Genomic DNA, 19,632 nt, shown 5'->3' with positions numbered 1-19,632 from the left:
AGAGGATGCCTATGGAAACCGCTATTAAAGTCGCTTTTGCCACTACCGACATGGTGCACGTTGATCAGCATTTTGGCTCAGCCAAATCGTTTGCTGTCTACGCGGTGGATCCGGAACAGTTCGAATTCATGGAAGCTGCGCAATTTGGCGAACTCGCGCAGGACGGTAACGAAGACAAGTTGTCGGTGAAGATTCAGTTGCTGGAAGGCTGCGCGGCCGTGTATTGCCTGGCGATTGGTGCCTCTGCAGTGAAACAAATCGTCGCGCAAGGCATTCAGCCGGTCAAAGTCCACGAAGGCAGCACCGTCAAGGATCTGATCGCGGATTTGCAAGCCGAAATGAAAGCTGGGCCATCCAGTTGGTTGGCCAAAGCCATCAACCTACACAAAGGCCCCAATCCGGAGCGGTTTAACGCGATGGAAGAGGAGGGGTGGGATGAATAGATTGGGTTGGGGTAGCTCGTAAATAGTTAAAAGCCTTGGCGCGTCGGAATGGTTTTGCCCCGCATGCCGCGCCGAGCACCGGAGCTTTTGAACGGATCGGCCCGGTAGGGGCGCCGCAGGGATGCGGCGCGTTGCCGAAGGGGCAGGAATCCCCTTTCGGCAACCCTGTTCAAAAGCTTCGGAGCGCAGGGAATAAGCGGCATCCGGGTGTCTTTTCTTTTGGATACTTTTCTTTGGACAAGCAAAGAAAAGTATCTCGCCTGTCGGTGCGAGAACCGACATTAAAACAGTCGTCGCGTTAGCGACACCCAAATGAATATTTTTCAGTTAGGCCATAAACCTAACTAAACAAAAACCCAAAGGAGAACCACCATGGCCCAACCCGCATTAGTCGTCGAAGCAGGCGACCCGTTCATGAACTCGGAAATCGTCGTCGAGATGGTCAAACAACTGCGCGCACTCGATACCTACGACACCTACGAAGGCTGGTCGGAAGAAAAGATCATCGATCCTTTGGTGATGACCAAAGAACGCAAACGCGAGATACCGATTATCGGCGACCCGGATGAAATTACCTTGGCGCGCGTCAAAGCCTATTACAACTCCATTGCGTCGTTGATCGAAAAGAAAGGCGGCTTGATGGCCGTGCCGGTGATCAACATCACCCACGAAGGTTTCGGCCGGGCTTTGGTATTGGTCGGTAAATTGATCGTGGTGGATAAAGTCTTGCGCGATGTGCACCGTTTCGGTTTCCCCAGCCTGGAAGATTTGGCGGCCAAAACCGATGCAACCATTGAGAAAGCGCTGGGTTTGATCACAACCTATAGAGAAGTAGCCGAAGCTTGAGGTGTGCGATGAGCGACGAAGAACTGAAAGTATTGGAAAAAGACGTAAAAAAAGCCAAGCGTATTGCTAGTGAGGCTGCCTCGGTATTGCACGATTTGATCGAAGACAGATTGCCGGATGCCTATGGCGAACTGATGGGCATTGCGCAAGCCACTTACGACGCCTGCAAAGCCTGGGATGATGCCAACAAGAAGTTCTTGGCTGCCAGCAAAGAAACGGCTTAGGAGACGATCATGAGCGAATTTGTAACCGGCGTGACCTTTGGCGGCACCGTTTGGACACCGTCTTACGTTACCGACATTAATCAGCGTACTTGTATCGGTTGCGGCCGTTGTTTCAAGGTTTGTCCGCGCGACGTATTTGATTTGGTCGAAAAAGACGAAGCCTTATCAGCCGAAGATTTTGGCGACGATTACGGCGACTTTGAGGACGATGACGATAACAGCATGGTGATGAGCTTGAAAAATGCTGCTGACTGTATTGGTTGCGAGGCATGTTCCAAGGTGTGTCCTAAGGATTGTTTTACGCATGAGCATAAGGCGGCGGCTTGATTTTTTAGCTTTTAAGTTTCGGCTTATCGTAGGGTGGGCACGGTTTTTGTGCCCACGCGGATTTTAAGCAATGTGTCGCTGGCGCGACGGCTGGTTTTGAAGTCGGGTCTCGGCCCGACAGCCGAGATACTTTCTTTTGCATGGCCAAAAGAAAGTATCCAAAGAAAAGGCCACCCCGATGCCGCTTTAATCCTGCGCGCCGCAGCGTTTATCGAGGGTCGGCAGAAGGGGCATCCCAGCCCCTCCGCCGACGCACCGCATCCCTGCGGTGCCCCTTCGGGCAATTCTCGATAAACGCTGCGGTGCTCGGCGCGGCATAGGGGATCTGGCTTGTCCCGGAATTGCTAAGTTATTGGAGTTAATTCGGGGGTGAGCTGTCGCCAGCTGTTTTAGGTTCACAATGCTTTGTAAAAGCCCTTTTTAGTTTTCTGGTGCTGGATGTAAATCTAGGAGCATCGAGAGTAGAACGGTCGTCTCCCGTATGCCGCGCCGAGCACCGGAGCTTTTGAACGGACAAATCGGCAGGATAGCCGATTTGCATGCGCAGCACCCGAAGGGCGAGGCACATGGATGTGCCGAGTGAGCAGCCCGCAGGGGCGCCGCAGGGATGCGGCGCGTTGCCGAAGGGGCAGGGAGCCCCTTTCGGCAACCCCGTTCAAAAGCGAGGAGCGCAGGGAACAAGCGGCATTCGGGCCGCCTTTTCTTTGGATACTTTCTTTTGGCGGAGCAAAAGAAAGTGTCTCGGTTGTCGGTCCGAGAACCGACATCAATGAATTCGTCGCGATAGCGACACCTTATTTTTAGTTAAACCATAAGGAATCCCACTATGCCTCGTCCCGATAAACACGTATTCGTCTGCACTCAAGCCCGTCCGCAAGGCCATCCGCGCGGCTCCTGTACCGCCAGTGGTTGTGCCGAGGTGATGAACGAGTTCATGAATCAAATTCAGGCCCGCAACCTGTTCGAGAAAATCGGCCTGACCAACACCGGTTGCATGGGCCCGTGCATGCTGGGGCCCAGCGTATTGGTCTATCCGGAAGGGGTGATGTACGGCAAAGTCACCAAGGATGATGTCAAAACCATCATCGATCAGCATTTGTTGGGTGGCGAGCCGGTCGCCGCGTTGGTTGCGCCCGCCGAGGTTTGGTAATCCATGAGTCAGCTCGGCTTTTTTGAAGAACGGGTGTTATTCAGTCCGGATGTGCCGGAAGAGGTGAATAAACTGTTGCAGATGGCGGTAGCGGCCAGTCATGCGGACAAGCCCTTGGCGGAAAAATATTTCAGACAGGCGCAGGCCTTGGATAGTGCTTGTCTGCAAACCTATTTTGCCTTGTATAAATTCTATTTTTACCAAGGCCGTTTGCTGGAAGCCGAGCTGGAAGTGATGGCGGCGCTAAACGAAGCGGCCCGGCAGGGCGGCTTTCCAGCCGACTATCGGCAATTGGGCCGGGAATTGGCGCAGTGGGATATGTACGCCAGCGAAGTCGCGCTGTTTTATCTCTACAGTTTAAAAGCGCTAGCCTTTATCAAACTGCGGCGGCAATTGGATGCGGAAGCCCAGTCCATTCTGGTATTGATGCGCGCGCTCGATCCGGAAGACCGTTCCGGCGCTTCGGTGATTATGGATTTGGCCGACGCCGTGCTGGAGGATGCCGCATGACTAGCGAACGGGTTGCCGAGCAGGTGGCGGCACGGCGGGCTTTCGGCGAGACGGTTTGCCAACGCATTATAGAAAATATCGTCAAGCTGGGCTTTCCGCTGCAAACCGAACTCAGTTTGCCGAAATTCGATAGCGCCGAATTTAGTCTGGTGACCGACCCGTTTACTCAAACCCAGGATCTGGTGGGTTACTGGTACAGTGCCGGTAAGCAGCGCATCGGTCAGATTAAATTTCATGGCGACGGCAGTTTTTATGCCGAATACGATGTTGTGCAGCCGCACCCGACCAAAAAACAATGGTTCGTCGAGGCCATTAATGCCTGGGGCCAGCAAGACAACATCAAAACCGAAGCAAAATTGCTAGACATCCCGCAATAAGGGGGGGCAATGGCTAACCCAAAACGCTTGTACGAACTGCTGCTGGACTATTGCAGCAGCGATGCCGTGGTGGACAACCTGATGATCGGTTTGGTCTGGACCGTGTGCCAAAGTCAGGGCCGGGCGACCGCCGGCTTAGCGATGAGTCCGGGGCATAACACGCGCACCTTGCCATGGTCCGGCACCTTGGTGGGCAAACCGGTGACGGATTTAGCCGCCTGGATTACCGAATGGGAACCGTATAAAGCCACGGTTGCCATGGCAGCCATCAACAGTTGCATCAACGCTCGGCCTTTACCGGATTCGCTGGTGTTGGACAGTCACGACGAACACGCCAATCTGGCGGTGTTCGAGCATTTTTTGCCGCAGCTGAATGGCAAAAACGTGGTGGTGATCGGCCGTTATCCGGGCATCGAACGCTATCAAGACAAAATGCATTTAACCATTTTGGAGCGACAACCGTCCGCCGCCGATCTGCCGGATTCCGCGTGCGAGTTTTTATTGCCGCAAGCCGACTGGGTGTTTTTGACCGCCAGCAGTATTCCGAATAAAACCTTTCCGCGCTTGGTGGAGCTATCCAGTCACGCCAAAACCGTGTTGATGGGGCCCACCGTGCCATGGCTGCCGCAGTTGCACGAATTTGGCATCGATTATCTGGCCGGGGTGGAAATCGTTGATCAGGACGCTTTGTATCACACTGCAGCCCAAGGCGGCGGCGTGCGGATCTTTAATAACGGCTTACGCTACCGCGTGGCGGAACTGGCCCCGCAAAGCAGTATTAGCTGGTTGAAGCAGCAAATCGCCGATTGTTTTAACGAAAGAACCCAGCTTACCGAAGCGATGGAGCAATGGTATCGCGACGGCAATAAGGCGCGCTTCCCGCAGTACTCGTTGTTGGACCAAATCAACAGCCGGCTGTCGCGCTTGGATAGCAGCTTTAAATCGCTGTGGGACAATTGTGCGCCTGGCTAAGCAATGAACAACGCAGTACCGGAGGCATTTAATAGCCACCGATTATTATTGATGTACAAAGGCGATATCAGCGCTTTGACCTTGTTTGCCCAGCAGGCCGGCGGCAGCGTGTGCTTTCCGCAGTCCTTGCCGCCGCTGTCGGTTGCCTTCGATGAAGATGCGACGGTAAACGACGGAAAAATCACCGTGCATCCGGCAACGCTGGTTAACGCCATCAATCGTCTGCTGGGGTTTGATAACGACTTACTCTATGCCGAAGCCGGTTTTAAGGAATATGTCGATACCCCAAAAGGCACCGTCACGGTGTATATGGCGCGTTTCAAGCTGCTGGATCCGCCGCACCGCTTGATGCAGGCCTTGGGTTGCCAGATGCGCACTTTGCCGGAGTTACGCGGTCGGCCGCCAGCCGAAATGGAGTTGTTGCGCCGGGCTTACACCAAAATGATGGAGGGCTAACATGTTCGATATGATGGATTTTGGCATGGGCGAATTTACGGGCGATAACGGCTCACAGTCACCTGCGCCCAACGGTCCGTATATCCCGGAAGCCAGCGAATGCATGCGCTGCGGCATGTGTGTCAGCAGCTGCCCGACTTTTCGTTTGTTCGAAATCGACGCCGAAACGCCCCGGCAACGCATCCGCACCATCAGCAAAATCTTGGTGGATGAGGCGCCGATTAGCGCCGAAGAGCGCGCCCATTTGGATAATTGCCTGCAATGCCGCGCTTGCGAAACAGCCTGTCCCAGCCGGATGCGTTACGGCGCGCTGTTCGATCAGGCCCGAGCGAAATTGCAGGAGGCGGCGGCCCACCCTTGGTTAGCCAAGTTGGCGATGTACTTTATCGAACACAAACGCCGGCGGCGGATGTTATTACCCTTGCTGTCTTTGTATTTACGTTCCGGCCTGCGAAAACCCCTTAGAGCCAGCGGCTTGTTGCGTAAATTAAAGTTGGCTACCGCCGAAAGTTTGCTGAACGAGCCGGCCCTAGGCAGTTTGGCCGGGATTTATCCGGTCGGCAGGCGGCAGCGGCAGCGCGGACGAGTAGCCTTATTTACCGGTTGCCTGGCCGAACATTTTGACCGCGCCACGCAACGGGCTGCAATCAAGCTACTCAATACCATAGGCTATGAAGTGGTGGTGCCGGAAGGCCAAGGCTGCTGCGGCGCCATTCATCAGCACAACGGCTGTTCCGCGCAAGCCTTGAAAGAGAAAAATATCGAAGCGTTTTACCAATTGGAAGTGGACGCGGTGATCTACGTGGCCAGTGGCTGCGGCGCGATGTTGAGCGAGTACGAAGGCGATAATAGCGAAACCGCCGGTTGGTTTGCCAAGCGCCTGCAGGACATCAACGAATTTTTATTGGAACATTGGCCGAAGAACTTGGAGCCTGCTGCGTCCAATATGAATGTGGCGGTGCACGAGCCGTGCAGCCAGCGCAATGTGTTGAAAAACGGCCGTGCCGTGCATGAGCTGCTGCGGAAAATCCCCGGTTTAAATATCGAAGCCCTGCCGGATAATCAACTCTGCTGCGGCGCCGGCGGCAGCTATATGCTCAGCCACCCGGACAACGCCCAGCAACTGCGTAACGCCAAGCGCCAGGCCATCGAAGGCTCCGGTGCGGATGTGGTGGTTAGCAGTAATTTCAGCTGTGCGTTTTACCTGAACGCCGAACGCGCCGAGACCGCGCGCAAGCTAGTGCACCCTATCCGCTTGTTGGCGGATAGGGTATAGGTTTACCACTTCATACTTTGGCTTCATAGCCAATCTTGGCACTGTAGAGTAGCCAACCGCCTAGTCGATACTGCTCAGGTTGCAGTTTGCTAGGCGGGCTGGATCACTGGTAAAGTGGCTGCGCAACCTCTTCAGCGCTCCCTATGACCTGTTTCGATGACCCAAGATGACCGGTAACTATCGATTCCACTTGTACGCGGTGGTTTTGGTCGGCCTCTTTGAGACGTTAGAGGCTTCCGCCGATGTCCTGATTCAGGGCATAGACGGTGAGTTATTAAGGAATGTTGAAATCAGCTTGTCTTTGCGTGAACAGGACTGCAAGGCGCCTGATTGGAAAATCAATAGTCTGTTCCTCAAGGCCGATCAGGAGATCGACGATGCGTTACGCGCGTTAGGTCACTACCACGTCAGCCTAGAAAAAAATCTGGATATTAAGCCCGATTGCTGGCAGGCGCGCTTTGTTATTACGCCCGGCGAGCCGATGCGCGTGACCGCGATTGACCTGCAATTTCTCGGTGAAGCGGTTGACGATCCGGCATTCGCGAGCTTACGGGAAAAGTTATCCGCCAAAGTAGGCAGCCCGCTGCATCACGGGCATTATGAAGCCTTAAAAAAACAAATCGAGGCATTGGCCTTAGAGCGTGGTTACTTGCAAGGCCGCTTTGCCACGAGTCAATTGCGCGTCGATCCTTCTCAAGATCGGGCCGATATTGTGCTGCATTACGATGCGGGGCCGCGTCTTTATTTTGGCGAAGTCAAGATTGACCAGGCTGTTCTTGATCCCGCGTTTGTTGCCAAGTTGGTCAAGGTCAAAACCGGCGAGTATTACGATAGTCATAAGCTAGCCGATACGCACAATGCGCTGTCCAACAGCGGCTATTTCAAATCGGTGGATATTCATCCGGATTTAGCCGGCATAGCCGATAGGCAGGTGCCCGTCATGCTGAGTCTGTATCCGAACAAGCGCCATCATTACGGGATGGGTTTTGGATACGACACCGATAAGGGGCCTTTGGTCAGTGGAACTTATCTCAATCGTTTGATCAATCCGCAGGGCCATTATTTCAACGCCGAACTGGATCTATCGCCGGTCTTGGCTACAGCCGGCGCTGAATACACCGTACCGCTGGATGATCCGCTCAACGACTCCTTGAGCTTTGGTGCGGGTGTGAAACGCGAAGACACGACCAGTTATACCTCGTGGGCAGGGAAATTATCGGCGCGCTTGAAGCACGCATTCACCAGTGGCTGGAAGCAGACATTGTTCATCGACTACAGTTACGAGAAGTATACGGCGGCGAATACGACCGACACGACGCTATTGCTGTTACCCGGCGGCAGTTGGTTGCGTTCGGTATCGGACAATCCGCTTCGACCGACACGTGGCTATCGGTTGGAGTTCTCAGTGGATGGCAGCTACAAAAGCCCGCTGTCCCATATCAGTATGCTGCAAGGGTCTGTGGCGGGCGTGTGGATGCACCCCGTTGGCGACGTGGGACGCATTGTGCTGCGTGGCGAGCAAGGCGCCACGCTGGTGGATAATTTCGACAAGCTACCCACTACTTATCGTTATTTTGCCGGCGGTATGAACAGCATACGTGGTTACAGTTACAAAGAACTGGGACCTAAGGACGCTACGGGCGCGGTAGTGGGCGGGCGTTTTTTGAGTGTGGTCAGCGTTGAATATGAACACTCGGTACTCGACAATTGGGGGGCGGCCGCCTTTATCGATGCCGGCAATGCCTATAATTTGGACGGCATTCAAGTGAAGACCGGTGTGGGTTTGGGGGTGCGTTGGTACTCGCCGATTGGTTTGGTACGCCTGGATTTTGCCGTGCCCCTGCAACCCGCCGACTCCTCGTTTCAAGTCCATTTTGCCGCAGGGACACGTTTATGAGCCTATGGCGCTGGCCTGGGAGGTATCTGCGGAGGCTACTACTGGTACTGCCTTTGCTGTTGCTGCTGTTGGCGGTCGTGCTGGCTATGGCCAACAGCCAGTCGGGAAGTCGCTGGCTGATTCAGCAAGTATTGCCGACCGAGACCAGCATTAACAACATCGACGGCACCCTGTTGCATCGTTTGCAGTTGGCAGGGGTGCAGTACCATGCCGATGGCACTCAACTCAAACTCCGCTACCTCTCGCTGGCTTGGTCTCCGCTTGCTTTGTTGAAAGGCGCATTGCAGATCGACGAGATCGCCACCGAGGGCCTGGAATTGACCCTGGAGCCGGGCACTCAGCAGGCGGATAGCAGCAGTCATTTTGACCCGGAAGCCTCGTTACCCGTGCCGCTGGCGCTGCGCTTGGATCGTTTGACGGTTAACGATGCTACATTCATCCAGTCCGGGCAACGTCACGATCTCCCAAATCTCACTTTGTCTGCCAACACCGAAGGCGGCCGCTTGCATTTAACCCATATGGTCGCTGAGGCTGCGGACTATCAGCTTGATCTAAATGGATGGTTGGGCTTAGGTGGCGGCTATCCACTGGCGCTGAACGCGAAGTGTCAGTTGCGTTCGGCCGAATATGGCAACTGGCAGGCAGCGAGCAAATTCAGCGGCGATCTGAAGCGCTTGGTACTGGACATCAACGCTTCAGGACCATTCGCTGCGACCTTGCACGGTCAGATTGATGAGCTGTTACAAGCCCCCGGCTTTACATTGCAAGGCGATTGGGTCGATGCGCGCTGGCCCTTGGTCGGCGATCTTCCGCATTTGACAAGTCCGCAGGGTTCGCTGGCGTTGCAGGGTAATTTCTCAGCCTATCAGGCCAAGCTGACCGCCGATGTGCGGCGAGCCGAGTTACCGGATGCACACGTGGAGCTGGCGATGGACGGTACGCCGACGTCTGCCAAACTCCAACGATTCCTGGTGGCGTCCAAGGCAGGCAGCTTGGCTGTCGACGGCGCGATTGCCTGGCAGGACGCCGTCGAATTTGCTTTGCACGCGCACGCCAGAGATTTTAACCCGGCGGTATTGGTGCCGGATTTGCCGGGGCGCTTATCGCTTGATGGGGATGTCGAGGGAAATTTGAACACGGGCGCGCCGCAGTTTAAGGCGCAACTGCATAGGCTGGATGGTCAATTGCTCGGCAAGCCGTTGAGCGGTGGGGGAAAATTTGCGCTGGACGGGCAGGTTGTGGCGGTCGATCAGTTACAACTGTCGTCAGGTGCCAATCGGTTACACGCTGATGGCCGTTTGGGTCCGGCTGAATCCGCGCTTCGCTTTGATTTGCATACGCCGGCTTTAGCCGGTTTGTGGCCCGGTCTGCGCGGCAAAGCGCATGTTAACGGTCTTCTGCGCGGCGATTGGCATTTGCCGGATATTGAGTTGACGGCGCAGGCTGCGGGGCTTGGCTATGCGCAACAGCAAGTCGGCGCATTTGATCTGACCTTGGATTTTCAGCCAAACGCCCATAGCCGGCTACAAATGCATGCCCAACATGTGCTTAGCGGTCACGACAAGATCGATAGCGTGGCGATAGCTGCCAGCGGCAGTTCAGCAAAACACAGCGTTAGCCTGGATGTCCGTGCGCCGCAGGGGCAATTGGCGCTAGCGCTGGCCGGCCGCTGGCAAGCACCGCGCTGGCAAGGGGCGTTGCAGGCTTTATCCTTGCAAGTCCCTCGACTCGGTGCCTGGGAATTGCGACAAGCGGCCGCCTTGACGATAGACCAGCGGCCTGCCGGTGCCGATGTGCGCTTGGCTGATACCTGTCTGACGCAGGCACGCGCCTTAATCTGTTTGCAGGGCGACTACCTGGCAAATGGCGATCTGAGCGGTCAGGGGCAGGTCAGCGACTATCCGTTGGATTTGCTAAGCGCTTATCTGCCGGCGCATTGGCAACTTTTCGGCAGCTTAGCCGCGACTGCCGAGGTTCGCAAACGCGGGAGCGGTTTGCAGGGCGACTATCGACTGGCGCTGGCAGAAGCCGGTGTGTCGCTGCCGGTCGGGCAGAACGGGTTGGTAGTGCCGTTTCGCAAGGCCGTTCTGTTCGGCAATCTCGCCGGCGAGCGCTTGACTGCCGATCTTGATTTGGCGACTGATGGTAGCGACTTTATCCGCGCTCAGTTGCAACTGGATCAAGGTGCCGGACAGGGCTTGACCGGAAACTTCGCCGCAAAAATCAACGATCTTGGTTTGTTTCAAGGTCTGGTGCCTAATATGTCCGGGCTTAAGGGGCGATTCGGCGCCGATCTAAAATTGGGGGGCTCGCTGCCTCAGCCAGTTGCACAGGGGCGTCTGAGTTTGGAGGATGGCCGCTTACAAATTGATGAACTGGGTATTGTTTTGTCCGATATTCAGCTGCATGCCGATGCCGTGAATGATGATCAGCAACTTCAAGTACACGGCAGTCTTCGTTCCGGCAGCGGTCGGCTCGCCATCGATGGTTTGTTGGGCCTGGATGGCACTGCCGATCTTGATGTGCTGGGTAATGACTTTGAGGTAGCTAAGTTGCCTGAAGCCGAAGTGACCATCGCGCCGCATCTTAAGCTGGGCCGCTCGGCGCGTGGTGATGCCAAAGTGACCGGGGCGTTGGGAATTGACAAAGCCATGGTTAAAATCAAAGAGCTGCCGGCCAGTGCGGTGGCGGTCAGTCGCGATGAGGTGATCGTCGGCAAAACGGACCCGGATCAGGCTATCGAAGCGCCACCGGGTATCGACGCTGACGTGGAGATTCAATTGGGGCAGCAAGCCAGTTTTTCCGGGCTTGGCTTGGATACAAAACTGACCGGGCAACTGCAATTTCTGAAAGTTGATAGACGTCTTGCCTTGCATGGCGCCATCGATATGGCTGACGGCCGTTACCGAAGTTATGGACAAGACCTGAAGTTGCGTAAGGGCTGGTTTTTATTCAACGGCCCGATTGATCGCCCGTGGCTGGACGTCGAAGCCTATCGGGTTTCCAAGGATCAGAAGGTGACGGCCGTGTTGCAGGTCAGCGGATCGGCCACTGCGCCGCAGACCAAAATTTATACCGAGCCCAGCCTGCCGGAGTCCGATGCGCTGGCGTATTTGATAACCGGGGCTTCGCTGAACCAAGCCGGTAAGGATGAAGGCAATATGATCGCGAGCGCCGCTCTATCCTATGGCGCGGGGCGGTTGTCGTGGCTGACCGATAAACTGGGTATAGAGGAGTTTGAAGTGCAGCAAGGCAAGTCGTTTGCCGATACGCTGGTCACTGCAGGGCAGTATCTGACGGCTAATACCTATGTGGGTACTAAACTGGGATTATTTAGTAAGCAGGCGCTGCTGGTCCTGAAATACAAACTCACCGACAGCATCAATCTGGAAACCCAAACCGGCACATCGCAGCGGGTCAAAGTCAATTATGAGTTTGACACTGACTAAAGCTCGCTGCCTCAATGGGCATAATTCATTCGCTTAAAATCCCTTTCATCCAAAGTTAAGCCTTTCCTAATACATTCTTAATTAAACCCTCAGGCTTTCTCTCATCTTGTCTCGGTAATCTACTACCCAAGCGAATAGGGATTAACAACCCGTTCGCATCAGGTTGGGTTTCCAGGGACGGTGACCCTTAGTCATTGGATCAAGACGATATAGGGGTTAAGCCATCATGCCACTCGGTTTGGGAAATATTTTCAACGGGCTTTTTAAACAGTACGGTCACACGGTCATTCTGTTGCTGCGCGTCATCGACGTCGCCATGTTGTTTGCTGCCGCTTGGGTGACACACTATTTCTGGTTACGCGAGTACGTTGTCGATCAGGATTATCGAATCGTCATTGCGCTGGGCATACTTGGTGCCATCATCTTCTTCGAAATTGGTCAGGTCTATCGGCCTTGGCGTAACGATGCGATGCGCGGCGAAATTGCCCGTATCGTCAGAGCCTGGATCTCGGCGTTAGTGGCGGTGGTGTCCATCGTCGCCTTAATCAGATTACATTTTTGGTTCGGTTCCAGTTATCGCTGGATCGCCTCTTGGGGTGTGCTGGGTTTGGCTTTTGTATTGGTGGCGCGCGGGGGTTTGTCGCAAGTGCTGCGTTTCTTAAGGGCTCGTGGTTGGTCGCAGGGTCGTATCGTCATGGTCGGTTTGAATCAAATGGCGGTGGCGGTGGCGCGGCAGTTGAATCATTCGTCCTGGGCTGGCCTGCAAGTGGTCGGTTATGTTGACGACAGGGGCGATGACAGAACTTCAATTAATGATTTCGCACTGCCGCGTCTCGGTAAACTGGAAGACCTGCCTGGCATCATCTCGGCTCAATCTATCGACGAAGTATGGGTGGCTTATCAGGGCGAATCGTTGACCGAACGTGCCCAATACCAACTCCGCCATCTGCCGGTCAGCATCCGCTTGGTGATCGACTGTTTTGCCTTCAAACAAAGCAAATTTCTGAGCTTGAACACTGTGGCTGGTATTCCGACCCTGGATTTCTCAGTATCGCCGTTGCATGGCATCAATCGTTATATCAAAGAAATCGAAGATCGACTTTTGGCTTTGATTTTGTTGCTGCTGATTAGCCCGCTGATGTTGGTTTTAGCGGTGGGTGTGAAGCTGAGTTCGCGTGGCCCGGTGTTTTATCGTCAGGAGCGCGTGGGTTGGAATAATCGTTCGTTCACGATGTTGAAGTTCCGCTCGATGCCGGTCGATGCCGAAGCCAAAACCGGCGCGGTGTGGGCCAAGCCCGGCGAAAATCGCGCCACCCCGTTCGGTGCTTTCCTGCGCAAAACCAGCCTGGACGAACTGCCGCAATTGATCAATGTGTTACGCGGCGATATGTCGCTGGTCGGTCCACGCCCCGAGCGTCCGGATTTCGTCGAAGTGTTCAAGGACCAAGTTCCCAACTACATGAAAAAACACATGGTCAAAGCCGGCATCACCGGTTGGGCGCAAGTCAACGGCTGGCGCGGCGACACCGACCTCAACCGTCGCATCGAACACGATTTGTATTACATCCAGCATTGGTCGCTGTGGTTTGATTTGGAGATCGCCTTCCGCACCGTGCTGACCGGTTTTATCAATAAAAACGCCTACTAAGGACACGCTTACATGTTTAGATTGATTCCCATCATGCTGATCTTAACCTTGCCCGGTTGTTTCCTGGCGCCAGGCATGGATATGAATACCGATAATGGTTTGACCGAAATCGAGATGCCGATGAAAAAAGACGGGCAATTGGTCAAGGAGAAAGTCCGCATTGTGCCGATTACCGCCGATTTGATTATCGAACGGGAGGCGAACCGTCGCCAGGCCATTAACAATTTGCCGCCGGTGGACCCCAACAAAACCAGCTACCGCATTGGCCCGCAGGATAGATTACAAATCACCGTTTGGGAGCATCCGGAACTGAACGATCCCGGCGGCGAGAAAATCATGCCGGAGCTAGCCGGTAAAGTGGTGGATGAGAATGGCGACTTGTATTACCCCTACGTCGGCAGTATCCACGTGGCCGGTAAAACCGTCAGCGAAGCCCGCGCGGATTTGACGCGCGAGCTGTCCAAATATTTCAAAAAGGTCAAACTCGACATTCGCGTGCTGTCCTTCCAGGCGCACCGCGTAGCGGTGGTCGGTGAAGTCGTGCGTCCCGGCGTGCAAACCATGAACGAAACGCCATTGACGGTCGCTGAAGCCATCACCCGCGCCGGCGGCTCGACCAAGGACTCCGATTTTGCCAACGTAGCGCTGGCCCGCGACGGCAAACTCTACAAGCTGGATGTGCAATCGATGTACGAAAAAGGTTTGACCACTCAAAACTTGCTATTGAAGGATGGCGACGTGCTGAATGTCGGCGATCAAAAAGACAGCAAAGTGTTCGTGATGGGCGAGGCCAACCGCCAGCAAGCCATCCAGATCAACAAAGGCCGGATGAGTTTGTCGCAAGCCTTGGCCGAAGCGTCCGGGGTTGATTTCAATACCTCGCGGCCCGGCGACATCTACGTGATCCGCGCCGGCGACATGCAGCCGGAAATTTTCCAACTGGATGCAGAATCGCCCGATGCGATGATTCTGGCCGACCAGTTTCCGCTGCAAGCCCACGACACGTTGTTCATCGGTACCGCCGGTGTCACGCAATGGTCTAGGGTCCTGAACCAAATTTTACCCGGCTCGTTTACCGCAATCATGTCGCAAGCCGCGATGATGGGGATGTAACAAATGATTTACTCACAAAACGAAGCTACCCCGGTTTTGCAACCGCTGAATCAGGCGAGAATGCCAGAGCCTAGCGTCAGTATTCGCGACTACGTCGATTTGCTGATCGAAGGCCGCAAAACCATTTTTATCGCGCTGTGCTCGGTGTTGCTAGTCACCACCGTGTATCTGGTGTTGGCGCCACGCACCTACAAGGCCGATGCCTTGCTGCGGATCGATAAAAACAAGGCATTGCTCTCCGCGACGCTGCGTAGCGAAAACAACCAAGCGCCGGCGGAAGCGGAAAGCCCGCGCGCGCAGCGTGAAGTGGAGATTTTGCGTTCGCGTTCGGTGTTGGGTAAAGTCGTGGATAACCTGAATTTGACCATCGAAACCGAGCCCTACTTTTTTCCGTTGATTGGCGAAACCCTGGCTCGCCGGCACGATGCGCATGACGGCATAGCTGATGCCTGGTGGGGATTCAGCCGCTGGGCTTGGGGTGGCGAGAAGCTGAAAATCGCCGCGTTCAGCGTGCCAGACCGTTATCTGGAAAAAGAGTTTACCTTGATCGCGTTGGAAGCCGGGCGTTTTCAACTGCTCGACCCGCGCGGCGACGAATTGCTGGCTGGTCAGGTCGGTGAAGTGTTGAGCGCCGAGATCGGCGAGAAAATCCCGGTGACGATTAAAGTCGAAACCCTGGAAGCGCATCCGGGTACGCATTTTGAATTAACCCGCCGTACCGCGCTGTCGGCTATCGAAACGCTGCAAAAAGCTTTTGCGGTCAAGGAAGTATCGAAAGACACCGACATTCTGAGCGTGGAATTGAAAGGCCGCGACCCGGAGCAACTGGCTAAGTCGGTGAACGATATTGCGGCGATTTACGTGAACGCCACGGTGAATTGGGAATCGGCGGAAGCCTCGCAAAAACTGGGTTTTCTGGAAAGCCAGTTGCCCATCGTCAAGGAGCGTCTGGAAAAAGCCGAGCAGGGTTTGAGCGCTTATCGTCAGCAACACGGCGCGGTGGATATTTCCGCCGAAGCCGAGATTCTGTTGAAACAGGCGTCCGATATGGAAACCCTGGGCATTCAACTCAAACAAAAATACGACGAACAAAGCCAGCGTTTGGAAGCCGAGCATCCGGACATGATCTCCACCAATGCCCAGATTAAGCGCGTGAATAACAAACTGGCGGCTTTGGAAAAACGCATCAAGGATTTACCGAAAACCCAGCAAAACATGGTGAGTTTGTCGCGCGACGTGCAGGTCAACACCGAGTTGTACACCTCGCTGCTGAACAGTGCTCAGGAACAACGCATCGCAGCCGCCGGCTCCTTGGGCAATTCGCGCATCGTCGATTTCGCGGTCACCCCGGAAAAGCCTTATTGGCCCAAACCCAGCTTGTTGTTGGCGATTGCCGGTTTGCTGGGTTTGAGCTTGGGCTCGGCCTTGATTTTCCTCAGACATTCCCTGCAACGCCACGACAACTATCCGGCCTTGCTGGAATATCAAGTGGGATTGCCCTTGTTTGCGGCAATTCCGCATAGCAAAAAGCAGCATAAATTGGGACGCTTGCTGGGTAAGGATAAAGACAACGGTATTCTGGTCTCTCAGGATCCATTGGATATTTCCGTCGAGTCGCTGCGCGGTCTGCGCACCACCCTGGAAGCCACGTTGGCGCAGCATGAAAGCAAGGTGATCATGGTCAGCAGCCCGGCGCCAGGCATGGGCAAGTCCTTTGTTAGCTCTAACTTGGCGGCCTTGTTGGCTAGCATCAAGAAACGGGTGCTGGTGATCGACGCCGACATGCGCAACGGCCGTTTACACGATACCTTTTCGATAGGCAAGCAACCGGGTTTGTCGGATTTGTTGTCAGGCCGGGCTACGCTGGGCGAAGTGATCGTCAGCTTGCCGGATGTAGGTATCGATTTGATCCCGCGCGGTAATATGGTGCTGAATCCCGCGGAATTGCTGGTGCTGGGCGAGCTGTCGGAAACCCTTGAGCAGTTGAAAAGCTTTTACAACCACATCGTCATTGACTCGCCACCGATTCTGGGCGCCACCGACGCGGCGATTCTGGGCAAGCATGCCGACGCCACCTTCCTGGTGGTGAAAGAAGGTCGCTATACCGCGCAAGAACTGGAAGTCAGCGCCCGCCGTTTCCAACAAGTGGGCATCAAACCTAACGGTTTCATCATTAACGATATGAAAGAAGGCTCGTCTTACTATCCGTATTACGGTTACGCCTACCAACGCGCGGATCAGGAACCGAAGGACGAATCCAGCTGGAGCGATAAATATCAAGCGGTGGGCGATTGGCTGGGTAAGCAGTTGGACAGGGAACTGTTGCCGGTTCCCGCCGAAAGCGACGAGCGGGTTTAAACAATAACGATGAGAATCCGCCTGGAAAAAGATCTGCCGGTGTTGTTGATTGCGCTGGTTGGTGCGTCGACGGTGGCCTCGTTGCCGCAGGTTGAGTCGGCTTGGGCCGGTATCAAGGAAGTCTACGGCGAGCAGGAAATGGGTTTGCGGATTCTGCGCGAGGCTTTATTGGGCGTGCTGATCGTTTATGCCTGGCTGGAGCCGCGTTTGCGTAACGGAATTTTTACCAGTTCGGTGTTGGCGTTTCTGGGCGTGATTTGCAGCTATGTGTTGTTTGAAGTGGGCTACGCCTTGTATCTGGATTTGCCGCTAGTCGTGCCGCTGACCGGCTTGCGGGTGTTCGAATATCTGCCGGTAGCCTTGATCGGTTTCGTTACCAGTCGTTTGGGTGCCGGCGATTACGTGTTGTACAAGTTCGCCAGCTACCTGCGCTATTACCTGGTGTTGCAAACTGGTTTGGCCCTAGCCCAAGCTCTGTGGGCGCCACCGCTGTTCGGCGTATCGATGTTGGGCGGCGGTCGGCCTTTCGGCACCTTCGTCAGTCCTAATTTGTTCGGGGCGACGATGGCGACTTGCGCGTTGGTGTTTGCCTTGGTGCCGGGCATGCGCCGCTGGTTAGCGCTGAGCGTATTTTTAGCGTTGTTGAGCGGCTCCCGTACCGCGTTTATCAGTTCCTTGCTGGTGGTGTTTTTTCAAGTGTATACCGCACTACGGCCCCGCGATCGCTGGGCTTTAGTGATGCCGGCGCCGATTTTGGCGGTGGGCGCGTTGATTTTGGCCTCCAGTCCCCTATTGAGCGGCCGCGACGATGCCGATCCCACCCAGGACGGCCGAATCGACTTGTGGCAACGGGTGTTTGCCAATCATGTGCACGATCCTATGGATGTGTTGTTCGGCTGGGGCTTGGGTTTGAGCTCCAACACCGTCAATCTGTTGTTCGGTGCCGAGTATTTTCCCGGCCAGTTCGATTCCGACAGCCTGTATTTATTCTTGTTGAACGGCTACGGCGTGATCGGCTTGTTGGCTTATCTGACGTTTTTATGGATCACGACACGGATGTCTGTCCACCCCAACAAAGGTTTGGTGACGATGTTCATCTTCGCGGCCGGTCTGACTTTCAATATGTGGGAGTATTTTCCGCAGAACGCCTTGTTAATGATGCTGTGGGGCATGGTTCTGGGCTGCACGGCTAAAGCCGGGGCAATGGTTCAGCCCATGCCGCCCAGAACCGATTACTCCGCGCGTTTACCTTAGGAAATCTGCGATGTTCGGTGTATTAAAACAGAGCAAATTATTTGGCGATGCGTTCTGGGCCTTGTTCGGCCAGGCGGCCTCGGCCTTAGCCTTATTGCTGGGTACGCGCTTATTGACCGAACTGATCAGCCCGGCGGTTTACGGCCAAGTGGCCTTGTTGAACGGCTTTGTCGCGTTGGGCGTGGCGGTGTTTTCTTACCCGTTTATCTGCGCCGGCATGCGGATGGTCACGGAATGCGAAACCGCCGGCCAGCGCAGCGGCTTGCATGCCGACGTCGCCGGTTTGACACTGCAAGCCACAATGTTGGCCATTGGCTTACTGGTGCTGGGCGGTTTTGCCTACGGTTATTTTGCCGAGGTCAGCAGCGTGTTGTTTTTGCTGGCCGGCGTGTTGTTGGCGATGACGGTACAGCGGGAACTGGGCATACAGTTGGCGATAGGCGAGCGTAAACAGCGCCTGGCTAGTCTTTGGCAAACTACTGACAGCGTGTTGAGGCCCGCTTTGGCGATAGCGCTGGTCTGGTGGTGGGGCGGCAATCCGGAATGGGTGTTGCTGGGTTACATCCTGGCCAGCTTGCTATCCAATCTGGTTTGGATCGTGGTGAAGCGTCGCAACACGGTGCGGACGCCAGCGACCGCTAGCCGGTCGTTCCGCCGTGAAGTATGGGTCTATGCCTTGCCTTTGATTCCGATGGAATTGATTTTCTGGATCAACGGTTTGGGCGATCGTTATGTGATCGGTTATTTGCTGACTGCTGCCGACGTCGGTTTGTATGCCGCGACTTACATGATTGTCAACGAGGCCTTTAACCGCAGCGCGATGGTGCTGCTGCGCACCTTTCAGCCCGCCTATTTTCAGGCCTTCTCCGCACAGCAATTGCAAAAGGCCTTTTCGATTTTATGGGTCTGGATAACCAGTGTCGCGGCCCTGGGTGCGTTCGGTTTGTTGCTGTTACTGCTGACTAAGGATTGGGTGGCTTCATTGGTCTTGGCAAAATCCTATCACGCCGCCGTGGATTTAATGCCGGCGATGGCGCTGGGCTGTGCTTTGCATGCCTTGGGTACGGCGCTGGCGCAACCTCTGCTGGCGCATAAGCGTACCAAAACTTTGTTGAAAGGCCGCTTGTGCGGCGCGGTAGCGGCGGCGGTGACGATTCCCGTGCTGGTCAGCCAATACGGTTTGCCCGGCGCGGCCTGGGCCAATCCGGTTTATTTCGGCATCGAAGCCGTGGTATTGGCAATCTTGGCAAAACCTTGGCAAGCCGACCGCCGCGCCAAGTCTGGAACGATTCAAACATTGAGACAACAACCGCTCGCGGCGGATGCTTAAAA

The 19,632-nt window shown here is 55.0% G+C and carries 17 protein-coding genes; all 17 read left to right on the top strand.

Annotated features, from left to right (window positions below):
- The first annotated feature begins 11 nt into the window (after window positions 1-11).
- The 17 genes from nifX (at window position 12) to CWO84_RS03095 (ending at window position 19,630) form a co-directional block, all read left to right on the top strand.
- Complete coding sequence (nifX, locus tag CWO84_RS03190; protein WP_084153311.1) at window positions 12-443, top strand: nitrogen fixation protein NifX; 432 nt, start codon at window positions 12-14, stop codon at window positions 441-443.
- A 372-nt stretch (window positions 444-815) separates the two neighbouring features.
- A complete protein-coding gene (locus CWO84_RS03180) occupies window positions 816-1,289 on the top strand; it encodes a NifX-associated nitrogen fixation protein (RefSeq protein WP_033157156.1) in 474 nt (157 codons plus the stop codon).
- Window positions 1,290-1,297: 8 nt separating this feature from the next.
- On the top strand, window positions 1,298-1,513 hold the full coding sequence (locus tag CWO84_RS03175) for a CCE_0567 family metalloprotein (RefSeq protein WP_020484884.1): 216 nt from the start codon (window positions 1,298-1,300) through the stop codon (window positions 1,511-1,513).
- Window positions 1,514-1,522: 9 nt separating this feature from the next.
- Entirely contained in the window at window positions 1,523-1,840 is a 318-nt protein-coding gene (gene fdxB, locus CWO84_RS03170; protein WP_033157155.1) for a ferredoxin III, nif-specific, read from the top strand.
- Window positions 1,841-2,666: 826 nt separating this feature from the next.
- Window positions 2,667-2,990, top strand: a complete 324-nt coding sequence (locus tag CWO84_RS03155) for a (2Fe-2S) ferredoxin domain-containing protein (protein ID WP_020484886.1) — start codon at window positions 2,667-2,669, stop codon at window positions 2,988-2,990.
- A 3-nt stretch (window positions 2,991-2,993) separates the two neighbouring features.
- On the top strand, window positions 2,994-3,500 hold the full coding sequence (locus tag CWO84_RS03150) for a hypothetical protein (protein WP_101051780.1): 507 nt from the start codon (window positions 2,994-2,996) through the stop codon (window positions 3,498-3,500).
- Complete coding sequence (locus tag CWO84_RS03145) at window positions 3,497-3,877, top strand: hypothetical protein (protein WP_101051779.1); 381 nt, start codon at window positions 3,497-3,499, stop codon at window positions 3,875-3,877. The genes CWO84_RS03150 and CWO84_RS03145 overlap by 4 nt, the downstream gene beginning before the upstream one ends.
- A gap of 9 nt (window positions 3,878-3,886) precedes the next feature.
- Window positions 3,887-4,849, top strand: coding sequence for a DUF364 domain-containing protein (locus CWO84_RS03140; protein WP_101051778.1), 963 nt, complete (start codon window positions 3,887-3,889; stop codon window positions 4,847-4,849).
- A 3-nt stretch (window positions 4,850-4,852) separates the two neighbouring features.
- Entirely contained in the window at window positions 4,853-5,305 is a 453-nt protein-coding gene (locus CWO84_RS03135; RefSeq protein ID WP_101051777.1) for a hypothetical protein, read from the top strand.
- A 1-nt stretch (window position 5,306) separates the two neighbouring features.
- Window positions 5,307-6,581 carry a (Fe-S)-binding protein gene (locus tag CWO84_RS03130; RefSeq protein WP_101051776.1) on the top strand — a complete coding sequence of 425 codons (1,275 nt, stop codon included), beginning with the start codon at window positions 5,307-5,309 and terminating at the stop codon, window positions 6,579-6,581.
- A 166-nt stretch (window positions 6,582-6,747) separates the two neighbouring features.
- Complete coding sequence (locus CWO84_RS03125; protein WP_101051775.1) at window positions 6,748-8,478, top strand: autotransporter assembly complex family protein; 1,731 nt, start codon at window positions 6,748-6,750, stop codon at window positions 8,476-8,478.
- On the top strand, window positions 8,475-11,927 hold the full coding sequence (locus CWO84_RS03120) for a translocation/assembly module TamB domain-containing protein (protein ID WP_101051774.1): 3,453 nt from the start codon (window positions 8,475-8,477) through the stop codon (window positions 11,925-11,927). The genes CWO84_RS03125 and CWO84_RS03120 overlap by 4 nt, the downstream gene beginning before the upstream one ends.
- Window positions 11,928-12,153: 226 nt before the next feature.
- Entirely contained in the window at window positions 12,154-13,575 is a 1,422-nt protein-coding gene (locus tag CWO84_RS03115; RefSeq protein WP_101051773.1) for an undecaprenyl-phosphate glucose phosphotransferase, read from the top strand.
- 12 nt (window positions 13,576-13,587) lie between these two features.
- The gene (locus CWO84_RS03110; RefSeq protein ID WP_101051772.1) at window positions 13,588-14,688 is read left to right on the top strand and encodes a polysaccharide biosynthesis/export family protein; all 1,101 of its coding nucleotides are present in this window, start codon (window positions 13,588-13,590) and stop codon (window positions 14,686-14,688) included.
- Between the two features lie 3 nt (window positions 14,689-14,691).
- The gene (locus CWO84_RS03105) at window positions 14,692-17,046 is read left to right on the top strand and encodes a polysaccharide biosynthesis tyrosine autokinase (RefSeq protein ID WP_101051771.1); all 2,355 of its coding nucleotides are present in this window, start codon (window positions 14,692-14,694) and stop codon (window positions 17,044-17,046) included.
- Window positions 17,047-17,055: 9 nt separating this feature from the next.
- Window positions 17,056-18,300, top strand: a complete 1,245-nt coding sequence (locus tag CWO84_RS03100; protein WP_240617949.1) for an O-antigen ligase family protein — start codon at window positions 17,056-17,058, stop codon at window positions 18,298-18,300.
- Between the two features lie 10 nt (window positions 18,301-18,310).
- Complete coding sequence (locus CWO84_RS03095) at window positions 18,311-19,630, top strand: lipopolysaccharide biosynthesis protein (protein ID WP_101051770.1); 1,320 nt, start codon at window positions 18,311-18,313, stop codon at window positions 19,628-19,630.
- Window positions 19,631-19,632: the final 2 nt, after the last annotated feature.

Origin of the sequence: Methylomonas sp. Kb3 (genome assembly GCF_002834115.1) — a bacterium.
GTDB classification, from domain to species: Bacteria; Pseudomonadota; Gammaproteobacteria; order Methylococcales; family Methylomonadaceae; genus Methylomonas; species Methylomonas defluvii.
The sequence above is the reverse complement of the archived record's forward strand: the minus strand, read 5'-3'. Positions and strand labels throughout refer to the sequence as shown.